This window comes from Butyrivibrio fibrisolvens, from assembly GCF_023206215.1.
Lineage (GTDB): Bacteria > Bacillota > Clostridia > Lachnospirales > Lachnospiraceae > Butyrivibrio > Butyrivibrio fibrisolvens_C.
This window is the reverse complement of sequence record NZ_CP065800.1, coordinates 3,103,172-3,119,559: the sequence shown is the minus strand read 5'-3', so window position 1 is coordinate 3,119,559 and position 16,388 is coordinate 3,103,172. Positions and strand designations below refer to the sequence as shown.

The window sequence follows — 16,388 nt, the reverse complement described above, 5'->3', positions numbered from 1 at the left end:
CTGATTATAGAAAAGAGATGGCCATTTCTTTATAGAAAAAATCAACGTTTAGTTGAGAAAGGGCTTTATATGATAGGTAAACAGATTAAGTATTTTAGATTACAGAAACAGGCAAAGCAGGAAGAATTGGCTGAGTACCTGGGGGTATCATATCAGGCGGTTTCCAAGTGGGAGACAGGCGCCAGTGACCCGGATATATCACTTCTTCCAAGGCTTGCAATATTCTTTGGGGTAAGTATCGATGAGCTTTTTGAGCTTCCCTATGAGGAACAGATGCAGCGCATCGAGAACATGATCTTTAACGAGAGAAGAATTCATCCTGATACATTCAGACAGGCAATCAGCTTTTTGGAAGATAGGCTTAAACAGGATCCAAAGGATATACGTGCTCTTGGAAACCTTGCAAGTATATACAACCACAGAGCACATAGTGATCACGAACTGGCTTCAGACTATGCACAGAAAGTATTAGAGATGGATCCGGATGACAAGGGTGGATGGGCTGACTTCCTCGAAGCTAATGGAGGCGTCTGCGGCGATGAGTGGTATGATAACCATTTTCACGTGATTCGTTTCTTTACAGAATTGTTGGATAAATATCCGGGGAATTACCGCTGTCTATATGCTCTTTTGGAAAATATGATTGCAGATGGCAGGTATGATGATGCGATTCCGTATATTGAACAGATGAAGAAAGCCGGAAATAATCATCAATATCTTTTGTATACAGGTGATGTGGCATTTGGTAAAGGCCGCTTGGAAGAGGCAAAAGAGATCTGGGAAAAAATGATTAAAGAGTTTCCCAATGAGTGGCAGGCATTTTGCGATTTAGGGGATGGATACGCCAAACTCGGAATGTATGATAAGGCCTTGGAAGCTTACGAAAAGTCTTTTGATATGCAGGAAAAGCCCAGAATTGCAGAGGGTCTTTGCTCAATGGCACAGCTACATGAATCACACAAGGAATACGATAAGGCTATCAAGGATTATCAGAGACTGATTGAAAACCTCAAGGAAGATTATGACGTGACCGAAGGTGAGCAGGTTGACAGATATGTCAGAGAAATTGCCAGGTTAAAGGGAATAAAAAAGAGTAATTGACATTAAGACTGTAATGCGTACAAAATGGTAATACGCGTTACAGTCTTTCTGCACACAGTGCTAAACGGGCAGATGACCTATGGTTTGAATATCGAATTAGTAATGACAGAAGGAAAGAATAATAAAATGGGAGATTTTAAGGTAATACCATTTGAAGAAAAACATATAGATATGGTAATAGATTTCGAAAAAGAGCTTCGCAAGCAGGAACCGGACACCTACTTCTGGGAACCAGATGAAGAGTACAAAAAGGCCGTAGTCAGCTCTTTTTCAGATCCTAGATTTAATACAGCAATATCATTTATCGCTGTAAGAAAAGACAAGGTAATTGGCAGAATTGATTCGACTCTTATTGCCAGCAGGAATGATGGAGCATGTTGCAGCGCTTATCTTGACTGGATATGTGTTCTTAAGAACGAAAGACATAATAAGGTTGCGCAGGCTCTTATGAAAACTCTTCGCGAAGATCTGAAGTCTAAAAATGTATCGCAGTTAATAGCTCTAATGGCTAGCAATGGCGAGACACAGAGATTCTATAATTCCGTAGAAGATGCAGCTATCCATGATCAGGGAATTTGGATGAATATTTAAGACAAAGGCGATAAATGATGAAGAGTAAAAGAATAATTGCATCTTTTCTGATTTGTGCTATGGTCATCGGAACAGTTGGAATGCATTGAACAAAAGAAGTAGAAGGAGACTTTAATGTTATGGCAATTACTTATTCACAGCAGATCCCGGACTTGCAGACATATTATGATTTAAGGAAGTCGGTAGATTGGAACAACTTCTGCCCCGAGCAGTCAGAAAAAGCGATCAATAACAGCGTTTATTTTATATTAGCCAAAGATGGCGATCTTCCTGTAGCCATGGGAAGAGTTGTTGGAGACGGAATGTATTTTACCATAGTTGATGTAGTAGTAAGACCTGAGTATCAGGGACAGAAGATCGGATCTACTATCGTGAACAGGATTGTAGAGATTATACAGGCAGAAGCTCCCAAAGGCGCAAGGCTTAGCATTCAGCTCATAGCTGCGCAAGACAAAGAGCAGTTTTATGTAAAACAGGGATTCAAGATCCTTCCACACGAGAACTGTGGACCTGCCCTTAGAAAAGTAATATATACGTAATAAATGACAAAACCCGGAATAAGTAACTTATTGGAATCTGAATACTGGATATATGCTGAGTTTCAACTTCAATCAAAAGAAGAAACAAGGTGTTGAAAGAGTTCAGATAGGGGATAAAGTTCTATTTGAAGGAACTGTTTGATTTGATTTTTTACATTTGCCTTGCGTACAAAGTGTGCGCAGGGCATTTTTGTTGCACTGTCTATAACTACAAGGGTAGTATTTATACAACTAATATATAGATGAAAAATCCATACTAATTCTGCATTTCTGATATATTATTACCATGATATGTGGTAGAATAATGAAACTATGATTTTGATATATATTGCGTATTGTAGCCTATAGTAAACGACTTTAGAAATGCCTTATGCCAGTTATCTAATGCTGTCATATAGGACATTTGATGATTGGCAAAGTGCATTTCCTTAAGCCATTTACTATTATTAAGGAACTATGACAATACCAAAATCTCAGAACTCATAGAAGAAAAAGACAACAAGTAGGAGCAGTAAATGGTAGATTTAAGTAAATCAATTGAAGAACTGGAAAATGATTACTGGGGCGAGCCCACACATGATACGTACATTATTGTTACTTGTCATGAAGCCAGGCAAAAGCCCATTGAAAGCTTGTCGGATGAAGAGATCAGATGTTTGATCGGACAAAAGATCGGACTTAAATACCTTCTTCCAATAGCGATAGAGATGTTAGCGAATGAACCGCTTGTGTGCGTGACACATTTTGAAGGAGACCTTCTTCTGGCGTTACTTAGCCTTGATGACAGGGATTGGACAGATAATCAGGAAGAATTAGATTCCCTTAAGAAGATAGTCGAGGATAATCGTTCCGATATCGAAGCGAATGAAGAAATACCAAGTGAACTATTAGATAGGTTTAAATAAGAGTGCTCTTGATGATTCAAACCGACTTCCAGGAGCATGACTCTTCAGAATGAGCTGATAGAAAAGATTGTATGCAAAAAAATAAAAGTATACAAATAGCATAATAAGTATCTATATGATGTAAGGAAATGATATGGCAATAAGACAAGCAACAATTTCAGATGTATCTCGCATAGCAGAGCTGATAGTTACAAATTATCGTACTAATTTTTATCCGATCTTTAAGTACGATGCATTCTATTTTGGCGAGTTAAATGTTCTTGATACAGCGAAAGAATATTTGGATAATCCGGATATTCTGAATAATACCTATGTTTTTGATGATGGTGTAGTAAAAGGCATGATAAGGCTTGATGACAGGCAGATCATAAAATTGTTTGTAGAGCCGCAGTTCCAGAGCCAGAAGATTGGTGCAAAGCTCCTTAACTTTGCTACCAAAGAAAAGAAAGCGGACTGGCTTTGGGTTCTTGAGCAAAACGAAAGAGGAATAGCTTTTTATAAACGCAACGGATTTGATTTTACAGGAGAAAAAATGCTGGAAGATGATTATGTTTCTCTCCTGAAAATGAAGCTTCAGAAATAATTATTGAATCAGACTTTTTTGTAGGGTATGAATTTAAGCAAAGCCTTTTGAAAGTTCAGCAGGCTATACTTATATGGATGCGTACTAGTTGATGAAGAAGCTGTAAAAGCTTGCATTGGGATTTGCACAGGAGTAGACGAAAATGGAGTATAAGTTTGCTACAAGGGAAGAATTATCTGTAGAAGAAACAGTGCAGACAGTTATTTCTGAATTAGAAGAGAGCTGGATCTACAAGCTGATCGATCACGAGATAGAGAAGGTATAATAATGTGTGGCGCTAATATTACGGTTTATGGAGAATGAAAATGTGCGGAATATGCGAAAGAATAAAAGAGACAAAAGAAGGAAAAAATCCCTTTCTTGTTAAGGAACTTGAAACGGGATTTGTGGTTATTGGAGATTTTCAACATTTTAAAGGATATACTCTTTTTCTTTATAAGGATCATGTTGTGGAACTGTTTGATCTTGATAAGGAAACAAGAGCTAAGCATTTGCAGGAGATGACTCTTGTTGCAGAAGCTGTCAAAAACGCTTTTGGAGCCGAAAAGATGAATTATGAATGCCTTGGTAACGGCGAAGGTGGTGCACATATACACTGGCATCTTTTCCCTAGAAGAGCAGGAGATATAGAGAACTATGGCAACAACGGAAAGGGACCAGTTTGGTGGTATCCTATGGAAGAAATGTATGCTGATAGTAATAGACCCGGCACCGAAGAACTTGAGGAGATGAAAGCAAAGCTTCTTTGCGAGCTGGATAAACTGCTTAAATAAGCAAAATGAGTGGATTATTATGAATACTATTCTGATTGGCACATTTTCTATCACAGCATTGGTATTTATGTAAGAAATAGAAAGTTTGGAGAATAGAGAGTTGTAAAACAACAACTAAAGATATTCATCTAGGCAAGGGAGTATGGAATACAGTGAATAAATATATTAGAACCATAGAAATAATCATGGTATCCATAATAACAGATTTAATTTTCCTTATATCAATTTTATCGGCCGAATTCGGATTTATGTCTATTTTCCATATACTTCTTATCCTGCTTCCGTTTTTGTGCAGCATTTTGTTTTATATGATCATTCAGTCTCCATCGCGAAAAGAGAAAGTGGCTTTCACTTTATTCAGGATATTATTATTGCTTGCTTGGGTGAAATTTTTGGATTTTAGATTTCTTGGAGGCGACTCACAAGAAATGTTCTTAAGTTATGTTTTGTTAGTTATTTTCCTGGATGCAGTTTTATCTGTACCTGTTTTTTATCTAATAGGATGGTGTTTAAAAAGGAAACAATTAAGTGTTACCTTGGGCATTCGTTGCAAAAGTATTGTAATGGTATTGCTGACCTGTTTTATGATCATCACAATTTCCATTTTGCTAAAAAACTACTGGCATTATTTTGATGGTTCGTGGTCGGCAACTTATGTTGGTATATATAGTAATGATAGGGTTGTTCTTGATCAGCATTATTTTTGTTACAACGACGTAGTTGAAGCAGATTTTAAGGTTAGAGGCAGAACTATAATATTGGATATGGATTCTATACGAATAAAAGAGAATTCATCAGATCTTTATTCAGATTCTCAAAAGCAGTATATGTTAGACGAAATCATGATCTTAGCTGAAAAAAATGGCATTAACCTGTCAGGTTCGAATTCCCAAATGTGGTTTGCCCATGACTGGGACCATTTTGAGGCTACCTCTTTAGGACGAGTATATGACACGGTTCCACCCTATAGATATAATGATGTTCCGTGGTGGGGGTCTTATGTTGATAATGATACTAATGATAAGGTTGTTCTTGATCAGTATTATTTTTGCTACAACGACGTAGTTGAAGCGGATTTTAAGTATGGAGACGGTGCGATAGTATTGGATATGGATTCTATACGAATAAAAGAAAATTCATCAGATAATTATACAGATTCTGAAAAGCAGCAAATGTTAGACGAAATCATTTCTTTAGCTGAAAGTAATGGCTTTCACCTGGCAACTTCGGATGGGGAAGTGTGCTTATACCTATACCATCATAGCTTTACAAATTTTAACGTTTTCCATCCAGTAGTTGAGTGAGACTTGGCATAATTATTACTAATTTGGGCAGGGATGAAAAAATGTTTTTTGATGTTGATGATTTAAAGACAGAAGATTTGGATTAACATGAGCTTTACTTGAGGAGGACAGCTATGAAGATTGAAATGGAACCAATTGGCTATGTTAGAAATGAAGTTAAGGACAGAAAAGATGTTTCCTGGGGTGAGGATACTTCTTCTATAGTTCTGGATTCCCAATACATTTCAGGATTGAAGGGACTCGAAGATTTTTCTCATGTTATCATTCTTTATCATCTTGATAAAGCAAAGTATGAAAAAGATAAACATCTGCAAAGAAGACCGCAGAACAGAGAAGATATGCCACTTGTCGGTATTTTTTCCCAGAGAGGAAAAGATAGACCTAACCGCATCGGAATGACTTCCGTCAAAGTGTTTTCTGTTTCTGAGGATACACTGGTTGTTAAGGGACTTGATGCCATAGATGGCACTCCTGTTTTGGATATAAAACCGTATTACCCTGTATATGATAAGAAAGATGCGGCTGTCCCTGAATGGGTAGATCGTTTGATGGAACATTATTTCTAAATATACTTTTTGTAGAGGATTATTTTAATGAAAAGGCTGATTCACAGATAAGCTTTTTGGAGCTACTTGATAAGCTGGACGAGGAATTACTTAAAAAGATGCTTAGCAAAAAGGATGTCATAAGTTTTGTATTAACTAACGCAGCGGATCCTGAAATTGCTAAGTGGTTAGGCGAGGAACATGGAAATAAGAATAGCGACTAATGACGATATTGAATACATGATGAGTAGCAGGCTGGAGATGCTTAAGGAGGTCAACTCCCTTGATCCGGACTACCAGTACTCCCAAAGCTTTGTTGAAAACAGTAGAAGCTTTTTTCTTGATGGACAGCAGACGACAGTCCTTGCTTTAGATGGAGACAGGGTTGCGGGTTGTGCAACTATATGTTATATCACGCTCATGCCAACCTTTTCACACGCAACGGGTAAACGTGCCCATTTGATGAATGTTTATACTGCAAAGGATTATCGCAGGCAGGGAATCGGTATGAAGATGGTGTCCATGCTTATAGATGAAGCCTGGAATAAAGGCGTAACAGAAATAAGTTTGGATGCTACAGAAGATGGACGTGCTTTATACGCTAAGTGTGGATTTATCTATTCTAATGAATGTATGGTTTTAGTAAAATAAATCAGACGGATTTTTAGGGAGAGAATAATGAAGCATAAGAGACTTAACAGAGCTGGCTGGGGAAAAGGATATACAGTAGAAGGCATGAGCGCACTAATGGAACATGCTGTAAAAGTATATGGAGCACACACCTTTGAAGGTGAGTGCGCAAAAGAAAACATAGGCAGCAGAAAGGTTATGGAGAAGCTGGGTATGGTGTATGATCACAGTTCCTCATATACCAAGAATGATGGTAGTGCTACCTTTGAATCAGATATATATACACTAACAATTTCCAGTTTGGATAAATAATATGATGTAGAAGAGACTAAAATGGAACAAAGAATTATATTGGAAACAGACAGATTGCTTCTTAGAGAAATGAATATTGATGATTTTGATGCATTATACAAAGTCCTCGCTGATAGGGACATCATGCAGCATTATCCATATACTTTTGATGAGAAAAAAGTCAGAGATTGGATTGAAAGAAATATGAACCGATATCATGATAACGGTTTTGGACTGTGGGCTGTGTGTTTGAAAGATACTAGAGAGATGATTGGCGATTGTGGATTGACACTTCAGAATATTGAGGGAGAGATGCTCCCTGAGATTGGTTATCACATTCGCGCAGATCATCAGCGTAAAGGTTATGCTAAGGAAGCAGCTGCTGCTGTACGAGACTGGGCTTTTGCTAACACGGATTATCCTGCAATCTATTCATATTGCAATTATACAAATATCGGTTCTTATAAGACTGCAGAATCTATTGGAATGCATTTTGAGAAAGAATATCCGTATCCGGACAACAAGATTACTCATGTATCAGTAATCTTTCGTGGAGAAGTAAATGTTGAGTGACGATGCTAAAAAAACGATTATTAGCAATGCAATTAAATATATACAGAAAGTATTCGATAATAATTCGGACGGACATGATACAGACCATTCTCTAAGGGTTTATCACAATGCCCTTTCTATTAGTTCTAAGTATCAGGAAGCGGACTTGTTTGTGATCTCTTTGGCAGCTATTCTTCATGATGTCGATGATCACAAACTTTTTAATACCAAGAACAATCAGAATGCGAGAACTTTTTTGGAAGGTCAGGATATTCAGGTTGAAACCATAGAATGGATAGTGGATATTATAAATGGAGTATCCTTTAGTCATAATAAGGACAAGGTGCCTGAGACACTGGAAGGGAAAATAGTACAGGATGCGGACAGGCTCGATGCAATTGGAGCTATAGGAATAGCAAGAACATTTGCGTATGGCGGAAAGCATGACAGGTCTTTGGAAGATTCATTAAAACATTTTGATGATAAGCTTTTACTTCTGAAAGATTTGATGAATACTGAGGCAGCAGCTGATATAGCCAGTGAGCGCCATGCGTTCATGGAAGTATTTCTTGAAGAATATAGAAAAGAGTGTTGAACAGAGGGGAGCGTTATGGGGAAAATACCATCTGTAGAAGAAATAAAGAATTACTTAGAAGCGTTTGAGAACGCTAGTAGGGATAATCATGTAATAAGAGGCTCTAGCATTGAAGAAATTGCAATGAAGCGCAAATTAACATTACCGTTGATGTCAGCATGTGAGCAAATTAATGCTGATCCTGAAAAAATATGGAAATTATGTAAGAAATTCGCTCAGTTCTCACATGCCCCGATAAAGCTAAATGAATATGTGCGAATGACTTCATTTGCTCAGGAAGAATGTATTGTAGATACTGTATTAAAAACACTTGAAACATATCATCCTTCTGAACAACATACCAGTGCTGATTTTGGATTTGATATAATAGGCTATTATTACTGTATAGCTCTAATTTCTCAGTCGGATTATAGAATAGAAGACTGCAAAAACAGGCTTCATGAAATATGTCGTTTTTATATTCAGAATCCGAGCAATAGTATTGATGTATTAAAAAGAAATATGTCTGTACTAAAAAACAAGCGTCCATACTTAAGGGAATATGAGGAATACCTTGAATTAGAAAACAGTTCAGAAGAAGATTGATCTGTTTATGATTAAATAGAATCTGGTTGTAGTTACTGTATAGGAAAAATGAAATGAACAATCAAGAAATTGTAGAATCTAAAAGACTAATAATGAGGCGCCTTATGCCTGAAGACTATAAGGTAATGACTGCCTGGGATATGGATGAGAGAGTTTTTAAGTATTTGCTTGGCTCTGCATGTAAGTCTCCTGAAGAGCCACTTGCATGGCTGCCTAAGAAAGACCCCACTTCCAAGATCAATATACTCATGCTGGTGTCTGATAAAGAGGATGGACATGCAGTTGGAATCTACGCTCTTAACCATGATGTGGACAGAGATGTGTGGACTTTATCTTATGTCAACAGATACGATGACTGGGGCAAAGGCTATACCGTAGAAGGAATGAATGCACTAATGATGCATGCAGCAAAGGTCTATGGGGCACGCACATTTGAGGGTGAGTGCGCAAAGGAGAACATAGGAAGCAGAAGAGTCATGGAGAAACTTGGGATGGTGTACGACCACAGTTCGTCATATACCAAAAATGATGGAAGTGCAACTTTCGAATCAGATGTATTCCTGCTAACAATCCAGAAGGAGAAAGGTTAAAATGAAAGTCAGAGAATTATATGATCACATATGTGCACTATCGCAGGACTTGGATATAACAATCGAAGATATTAATGTTTGTACCATGATTATAAAAGAAGGCAAATTGTTCCTTGCAACTGGCTATGAGGATACGCCTGAAAATGAGGATCCTGAGCTATGTCCATTAAGAGCTCATTATCTGAAAAAATATCTGGATGAACATAAAGATGCCTTTGACTATGAGGTGTACTGCAGCACTTATCCTTACAGTGATGATACTGCAAGGAAACCGTCTGTAAAGACCAAAGTTACACCTGTAAATCTTGACTTATATACCAAGGATGCTGTTAACCTTCTGGCTCCGGAAGAGCTTGATGAAAATGGTATACCTCTTTGGGTTAAAGCTCAAAAAGAAAGAAAGCCTGGCTTTTTTGAGAGGTTGTTTGGAAAAAAGAATGAGAAAAAATAAATTGTTTACGATAACTATTATATGCCTAGGATTAGTAACTGCCTGTACAGATCAGGGCAATGACAATTTAAAAAGACAATAAAAGTGCCATTGAAGATACCGGCAATTCTGAGATTGAAGAAAAAGCAGATGCGGCAGATTCTAAAAAACGGACGCAGTTTTAGACAGTCCCCTTAAGAAATTGCACCCATTTAATGACGCCAAAGAAGATAAGAACACAAGCGAAGCTTTGGTAGATGAAGAAGATGGAAAAGATGAAAAAGATGAATAAATTGGTTGAATAACACGCAGTGAAATAAGCCGGATGACAAAAAATCTGTCATTCGGTTCATTTTTTGTTATAGTAGTACATAGTTTAATAATTTGAGATTAAAGATTTTTTGATAAAAGAGGTTTATAACATGGAATACACACACATCGTTCAGTATTACGAAACCGACAGGATGGGAATAACGCATCATTCAAATTATATCAGGTGGATGGAAGAAGCCAGGATAGATTTTCTGTCTCAGATTGGATGGGACTATGCAAAGCTTGAAGAAATGGGGATAATATCACCGGTTTTGAATGTGAACTGCGACTATAAGATCAGTACTACGTTCTCGGACCATGTTCAGATAAGTGTCAAGGTCAAAGAGTTCAAAGGCGTTAAGCTCCATCTTGCATATGAGATGAAGAACGAGGCGGGTAAGACTGTATGTAAAGCTACATCTTCTCATGCATTTTTAGACAGAGAAGGAAGGCCTATACGTATGAAAGACGAACAGCCTGAGCTTTACAAGGTACTTAACGACCTGGCTGTGGAGTAAGAGTTTTAGAGGGAGAATAAGTAACATGAGTAACAAAGAAGAGTGGAACAGAATTTTGCAGATAATCGGGGATGATGCATGCGACGAAGATAAGGAATTTAAAGGCAATTGTGTAAGAAAGTTCAATTTCTTAAGAACTATTTTTTATATTGTTGTATTTGGAAGTGCCTTTTATATCTTTCAAGGTGGAAGGCTTATTCCGCATGATAGTACCTGGCTTAGGCTCATTGTAGTAGCTATTTTACTTACAGAAATATTATATCTTAAGCAAAAAGAGTTCTTCACCGCGAACTTAACAGATATGCCTTCAGAGAATGCCGCCCGGATAAAGGCCTTTCAAGGTACCTTTCCTTTGTTCCGACAACCCTGAACAAGCAGATGTTGTGGAGTGTTACTCAGTATAATTTCGGAAACATTTTGTATAGACTTGGAAAAATAGATAAAGCGTCTAAATGTCTTGGCTTTATGCAGGAAGCATCCGCAACAGCCGACAATATGCTGATAGCTTTGCATTTAAAGCAGCTTATAGCGCTTTACTACAATGACTATAATACAGTTAAATCCTGTGCGGACGAGGGATGCAAGCTTTACCCTAAGGCTAGGCATTCTATATGGAATTTTAAGATATACAAAGACTTGCAGCTGTACAGAGACTATGCTTATTGCTGCATAAATAATGACTATGAAAAGATATATACCGTACTTGGCACTCCTCAGGAAAGACCTTTGGATGAAGTTGCAAGGCAGTACTATCTGTATCTTACAGCCAAAAAGCTTGGTGATATTGAAAATGCTGAGAAATACAAAAAGTATATATCTGAAAATGCCGGAACTACCTGGTATGGCAAAGCTGTTGAAGCTGACTTCATTCCTGAAGAAAAGCCCAATAACTATCCTGGGTATGTTGTAAGTGATGAAAAGCTACATAATCCAAGTAAGGTGGATAGGGAAAGACTAAAATATTTACTTATAGGAGTACTGATCGTTCTTTTGTTTTACTATTTACCAAGACTTTTTTGAGGATTTAGTGGTAGAGGCCAAAATATGATCCTGCTTGTGGTACTGGAGGAATGCTTTCTGTAGCGGAGGAATATCTTCATAGTCTTAATGCGTCTACAGAACTCGTGTCTTTTGGCCGGGAGATTAATGATCAGACTTTTGCTATTTGCAAAACCAATTGAATAGCTATATATCATTGTATATAACTAAAAAGCGAGCATCATCTGGCGTTTTACGATAGATGATGCTCGCTTTTGCGTTATTTATCGCGGAAATTTATTTTCGCTTTTATATCGCAATATATGAGAAGTAATTGTGTATATCTGAATAGAAGACTTTGCAATTAATAAATATAATTCTAAATATCATGTTACAGGTGTAGATGTTGTAACCTGTGCAATAAAAAGCAATTTAAGAATAAAGCTATAACAAACTGAAAATCATACATATAGGGAATGCTAAAACTTTGGGGATTCCCAGGAATCGGCTAAGACTAGGGCAACCCTATATACATGAATTTTCAGAAGCTATTTATAGCTGTTAATAAGATGAGAGGTACTTTAACCAATGAACAGAGAAGAAGCAAGAAAAAAAGCCGAAGAGCTTGTAAAAAAGATGACCTTTGAAGAAGTGGCATCACAGCTGCGTTACGATTCTCCGGCGATTGAAAGACTCGGAGTTCCGGAATACAACTGGTGGAATGAAGGACTTCACGGACTTGCCCGCAGTGGAACCGCGACTGTATTTCCTCAGTCTATAGGACTTGGAGCAACATTCGATAAAGAGCTCATGGAAGAGATCGGTAACTGCATCGGTACAGAAGCAAGAGCCAGATATAATGAATCTTCCAAGAGAGGCGACAGAGATATCTACAAGGGACTTACAATCTGGTCACCCAATGTTAACCTCTTCAGAGATCCTCGTTGGGGAAGAGGACAGGAGACATACGGCGAAGATCCGGTACACATCTCCAAGATGGCAATTCCTTTTATCAAGGGTATTCAGGGCAAAAAGAAGACTATGCTTGCTGCAGCCTGTGCTAAGCACTTTGCAGTACATTCAGGACCTGAAGCTTTGCGTCATTCATTTGATGCAAGAGTAAGCCTTAAGGAGATGTATGAGACATATCTTCCCGCTTTCGAAGCTTGTGTCAAAGAAGGCGAAGTTGAAGCTGTCATGGGCGCTTACAACAGAACTAACGGCGAGCCATGCTGCGGACACAACTATCTTATGAAAGAAGTCCTTCGTGGCAAGTGGGGATTCAAGGGCCACTTCGTATCTGACTGTTGGGCTATCAGAGACTTCCATGAGAATCACAAGGTTACAGCTACTCCTGAAAGAAGTGTCAAGCTTGCTCTTGAAGCAGGATGTGATGTTAACTGCGGCTGCACATATCAGAAGATCCTCTCTGCTAAGAGAAAAGGACTTATTGATGAGAAGACTGTAAGAGAGTCTGCTATCAGACTTTTCACAACACGTTTCATGCTTGGAATGTTTGAAGAGAATGAATGGGATAGCCTTGGATTTAAGGATATCGATACCAAGGAGCACAGACAGCTTGCTGACAAGGCTGCTCTTGAAAGCGTTGTACTTCTTAAGAATGACGGCATCCTTCCTCTTGATAAAAAGAAGATCGGAAGCATCGCTGTAATAGGACCTAATGCTGATTCCAGAGCTGCTCTTATAGGTAACTATCACGGAACACCGGGAAGACATGTGACTGTCCTTGAAGGAATCATGGACGAAGCAGGAGATGACATAAGCGTACATTACGCTAAGGGTGCTCACCTCTTCATGGACAAGGAAGAGAACCTTGCCAAGCCTTTTGACAGAGTTACAGAAGCTGTTATCGCAGCTGAGAATACAGATCTTACAGTTCTGTGCCTTGGACTTGATGAGACACTTGAAGGAGAAGAGGGAGATACAGGTAACTCCTATGCTTCAGGAGACAAGAACACTCTTGAGTTCCCTGAAAGCCAGGAAGTACTCTTCGATGCACTTGTTAAGACAGGTAAGCCTATCATCCTTCTTGTTATGACAGGAAGTGCTATGGATCTTAGATTTGCCAACGAGCACTGCGCTGCAGTCCTTCAGACATGGTATCCGGGCGGACAGGGTGGTAAGAGCATCGCTGATATCCTCTTTGGTAAGGTATCACCTTCAGGTAAGCTCCCTATTACTATCTATAACAGCCTCGAGGATCTTCCTGAGTTCACAGATTACAGCATGAAGGGCAGAACCTACAGATTCATCGAAGATTACAACAAGGTTCTCTTCCCGTTTGGATATGGTCTTACTTATTCCAAGACTAGCGCTAAAGATCTTAAGGTTGTTAAGGACTTCGCAGATGGAGATGCACAGGTAGAAGTTACTGTATCTAATACAGGCGATGCTGATGTAAGTGATGTACTTCAGCTCTATCTTAAGGTTGCTGACTCAGCACTTGAAGTTCCTAATGCTCACCTTGTAGACTTCGAAAGAGTTGAACTTAAAAAAGGCGAGACCAAGACAGTGGCATTCACAGTACCTAAGAAGTCACTTATGGTTGTAAACGAAGAAGGCGAGAGAGTCTTCGAAGGCTCCAAGGCTGATATATATGTAGGATTTGCAGGACCTGACAAGAGAAGTGCTGAGCTTACAGGAACAGCAGCTGCACATGTCAGCATTGAGTTTTGATCTGATTAACTAAATAATTCGATATAAAAATCGTATATCAGGATTTTGTTAGAAAAAAATATTTAAAAAGTAAAGTCAAAAGTGGCATATCGTATCCTGCGATATGCCATTTGGAAAAGAGGAATTTAAAATGCGTGGACCGGTTGCTCCAAGAGATCCGGAGAAAAAGAGACAGTTTTACTTTCTGATGAAGGATAAGAATGTATTTGCCTTTCCAACACCTGATGGAAAGGGAATCACTCCCATCTATCTCGATGGCGGAAGACTTATAGAAGCAAGTAAGTTCGTTGGTAATCTTTCTGATGAAAATCTTATAGATATGCTGAAAACAGCGCAGGGCTTTAAAAAGCTCGTTCATAGTATCGGAGTAATAGTTGATGGCTGTGACAAGGATACAGAGTGTAAGTTCGTATTCCAGTTCTATGGCAAGAATGACCTCCTTGGAGGCGGAACACTTCTTGAGATGCCTGTAGCTTGTAACGGAGCAGAGCACCTTCTTGATCTTTCTGCTATCGATCTTACTGATGAAGATAAGGAAGTTGGTCAGTGCCGCTTTGAATATGGCGCTAATGACTTTACTGCCAATGTGACAGTTAAGCTTTATCTTAATGACGGATTTGATGCACCTGTTCAGGAAGAGGATGCACCAGTAGATCTTGAAAGCGCAGAATTTGCAGCACATGTAAGGGACAGCGTCCTTCAGGTTGGTAACTCCTACAGATTCAACAAGGCTGTAGAAAAGGCAAGACGCGGAGAAGATACAACGATCGCATTTATCGGCGGTTCCATAACACAGGGCGCCGGTGCTGTTCCGATCAACACAGAATGTTATGCATATAAGACATACGAAGCTTTCAAAAAGCTCACAGGAATGGATGAAAACATCCATTACGTAAAGGCCGGTGTAGGCGGAACTCCTTCAGAGCTTGGAATGCTCCGCTATGATAGAGATGTAAGAAGAGACGGCGAGGTTGAACCGGATGTAGTTATCGTTGAATTCGCTGTTAATGATGAAGGCGATGAGACCAAGGGTGTCTGCTTTGAAAGTCTTGTCAGAAAGATCTGGAATGGCAAGAGTCAGCCTGCAGTTATAATCCTTTTCTCAGTTTTTGCTAACGATTACAATCTTGAGGATAGACTCAGCCCTGTAGGTAAAGCCTACGATCTTCCGATGGTAAGTCTTAAAGCCTGTGTTACAGACCAGTTCTATAAGACCAAGGATACAGGAAGACTTATTACTAAGGCACAGTATTTCTACGATGTATTTCATCCGACTAACACAGGCCACAGCGTAATGGCTATGTGCCTTGAGCAGGTAATGAAAGACATGCTCGATAATAAGAGCGAAGTAGATACAGATTTTGACAAGGTGGTATCACCTATCGGTACTGACTTTGAAACAGTTGTTCTTTTTGACAAAAAAGATAAGCCTGTAGAAGCTCTTATCGACGAAGGTGATTTTGACAGCACAGATACAGAGCTTCAGGCTGTTGAGATGAACATGGATATTAAGGGTACTAAGCAGTTTCCAAATAACTGGAGATTTGATGCCAAAAAGCACGGTTCATTTTCAAAGCCATTCACAATGGAAGTTGAAGCAAAGCGCCTTGTTATCATAAACAAGGATTCAGGAAGCCCTCTTGAAGGAGTAGCTGATGTATACGTTGATGGGGAATACGTTAGAAGCATCAATCCTTTGGATAACGGCTGGGTACACTGCAATCCTCTGATAATCCTTAATGATAGAGAGTGCAAAAAGAGAAGAGTAGAAGTTAAGATGGCTAAGGGAAGCGAAGAAAAGAGTTTTACGATTCTTGGATTTGGAATTGTAAGATAAGTCTTCTGCGATTGGTCTTTTGATTTATTTAT

22 protein-coding genes and 1 pseudogene are annotated in these 16,388 nt (G+C 38.8%); all 23 read left to right on the top strand.

The window, feature by feature from the left end; translation table 11 throughout:
• Positions 1-69 precede the first annotated feature (69 nt).
• A complete protein-coding gene (locus I7804_RS13015) occupies positions 70-1,101 on the top strand; it encodes a helix-turn-helix domain-containing protein (RefSeq protein WP_248403804.1) in 1,032 nt (343 codons plus the stop codon).
• A gap of 126 nt (positions 1,102-1,227) precedes the next feature.
• Positions 1,228-1,692: a GNAT family N-acetyltransferase gene (locus tag I7804_RS13010; protein WP_248403803.1), complete on the top strand. Its 465-nt coding sequence runs from the start codon at positions 1,228-1,230 to the stop codon at positions 1,690-1,692.
• A 119-nt stretch (positions 1,693-1,811) separates the two neighbouring features.
• Positions 1,812-2,231: a GNAT family N-acetyltransferase gene (locus I7804_RS13005; protein WP_248403802.1), complete on the top strand. Its 420-nt coding sequence runs from the start codon at positions 1,812-1,814 to the stop codon at positions 2,229-2,231.
• Positions 2,232-2,746: 515 nt separating this feature from the next.
• Positions 2,747-3,136 carry a contact-dependent growth inhibition system immunity protein gene (locus I7804_RS13000; RefSeq protein ID WP_248403801.1) on the top strand — a complete coding sequence of 130 codons (390 nt, stop codon included), beginning with the start codon at positions 2,747-2,749 and terminating at the stop codon, positions 3,134-3,136.
• 133 nt (positions 3,137-3,269) lie between these two features.
• Positions 3,270-3,719, top strand: a complete 450-nt coding sequence (locus tag I7804_RS12995) for a GNAT family N-acetyltransferase (RefSeq protein ID WP_248403800.1) — start codon at positions 3,270-3,272, stop codon at positions 3,717-3,719.
• A gap of 142 nt (positions 3,720-3,861) precedes the next feature.
• Complete coding sequence (locus I7804_RS18975; protein WP_278304521.1) at positions 3,862-3,984, top strand: hypothetical protein; 123 nt, start codon at positions 3,862-3,864, stop codon at positions 3,982-3,984.
• Positions 3,985-4,024: 40 nt separating this feature from the next.
• Complete coding sequence (locus tag I7804_RS12990) at positions 4,025-4,492, top strand: HIT family protein (protein WP_022758094.1); 468 nt, start codon at positions 4,025-4,027, stop codon at positions 4,490-4,492.
• Between the two features lie 308 nt (positions 4,493-4,800).
• Positions 4,801-5,796, top strand: a complete 996-nt coding sequence (locus I7804_RS12985; protein WP_248403799.1) for a hypothetical protein — start codon at positions 4,801-4,803, stop codon at positions 5,794-5,796.
• 113 nt (positions 5,797-5,909) lie between these two features.
• On the top strand, positions 5,910-6,362 hold the full coding sequence (gene tsaA / locus I7804_RS12980; RefSeq protein WP_248403798.1) for a tRNA (N6-threonylcarbamoyladenosine(37)-N6)-methyltransferase TrmO: 453 nt from the start codon (positions 5,910-5,912) through the stop codon (positions 6,360-6,362).
• Positions 6,329-6,565, top strand: a complete 237-nt coding sequence (locus tag I7804_RS12975) for a hypothetical protein (protein WP_248403797.1) — start codon at positions 6,329-6,331, stop codon at positions 6,563-6,565. Before tsaA ends, I7804_RS12975 begins: the two co-directional genes overlap by 34 nt.
• Positions 6,543-6,992 (top strand): GNAT family N-acetyltransferase, encoded by a 450-nt coding sequence (locus I7804_RS12970; protein WP_248403796.1) that lies wholly within the window; start codon positions 6,543-6,545, stop codon positions 6,990-6,992. Before I7804_RS12975 ends, I7804_RS12970 begins: the two co-directional genes overlap by 23 nt.
• Positions 6,993-7,019: 27 nt before the next feature.
• Positions 7,020-7,283: a GNAT family N-acetyltransferase gene (locus I7804_RS12965; protein WP_248403795.1), complete on the top strand. Its 264-nt coding sequence runs from the start codon at positions 7,020-7,022 to the stop codon at positions 7,281-7,283.
• Between the two features lie 21 nt (positions 7,284-7,304).
• Positions 7,305-7,835, top strand: coding sequence for a GNAT family N-acetyltransferase (locus I7804_RS12960; RefSeq protein WP_248403794.1), 531 nt, complete (start codon positions 7,305-7,307; stop codon positions 7,833-7,835).
• Positions 7,825-8,409, top strand: a complete 585-nt coding sequence (locus I7804_RS12955; RefSeq protein WP_248403793.1) for an HD domain-containing protein — start codon at positions 7,825-7,827, stop codon at positions 8,407-8,409. The genes I7804_RS12960 and I7804_RS12955 overlap by 11 nt, the downstream gene beginning before the upstream one ends.
• Before the next feature lie 15 nt (positions 8,410-8,424).
• On the top strand, positions 8,425-8,994 hold the full coding sequence (locus tag I7804_RS12950; protein ID WP_248403792.1) for a hypothetical protein: 570 nt from the start codon (positions 8,425-8,427) through the stop codon (positions 8,992-8,994).
• Between the two features lie 53 nt (positions 8,995-9,047).
• On the top strand, positions 9,048-9,584 hold the full coding sequence (locus I7804_RS12945; protein ID WP_110073315.1) for a GNAT family N-acetyltransferase: 537 nt from the start codon (positions 9,048-9,050) through the stop codon (positions 9,582-9,584).
• A gap of 1 nt (position 9,585) precedes the next feature.
• Positions 9,586-10,035 (top strand): hypothetical protein, encoded by a 450-nt coding sequence (locus tag I7804_RS12940; protein ID WP_248403791.1) that lies wholly within the window; start codon positions 9,586-9,588, stop codon positions 10,033-10,035.
• Between the two features lie 401 nt (positions 10,036-10,436).
• A complete protein-coding gene (locus I7804_RS12935; protein ID WP_248403790.1) occupies positions 10,437-10,844 on the top strand; it encodes an acyl-CoA thioesterase in 408 nt (135 codons plus the stop codon).
• 25 nt (positions 10,845-10,869) lie between these two features.
• Complete coding sequence (locus tag I7804_RS12930) at positions 10,870-11,214, top strand: hypothetical protein (RefSeq protein WP_248403789.1); 345 nt, start codon at positions 10,870-10,872, stop codon at positions 11,212-11,214.
• Between the two features lie 95 nt (positions 11,215-11,309).
• A complete protein-coding gene (locus I7804_RS12925; RefSeq protein ID WP_248403788.1) occupies positions 11,310-11,864 on the top strand; it encodes a hypothetical protein in 555 nt (184 codons plus the stop codon).
• Between the two features lie 35 nt (positions 11,865-11,899).
• A pseudogene (locus I7804_RS19420) lies at positions 11,900-12,025 on the top strand (N-6 DNA methylase); the annotation flags it as partial.
• Between the two features lie 385 nt (positions 12,026-12,410).
• On the top strand, positions 12,411-14,519 hold the full coding sequence (locus I7804_RS12915) for a glycoside hydrolase family 3 C-terminal domain-containing protein (protein ID WP_248403787.1): 2,109 nt from the start codon (positions 12,411-12,413) through the stop codon (positions 14,517-14,519).
• Positions 14,520-14,649: 130 nt separating this feature from the next.
• The gene (locus I7804_RS12910; RefSeq protein ID WP_248403786.1) at positions 14,650-16,356 is read left to right on the top strand and encodes an SGNH/GDSL hydrolase family protein; all 1,707 of its coding nucleotides are present in this window, start codon (positions 14,650-14,652) and stop codon (positions 16,354-16,356) included.
• The last annotated feature ends 32 nt before the right edge of the window (positions 16,357-16,388 follow it).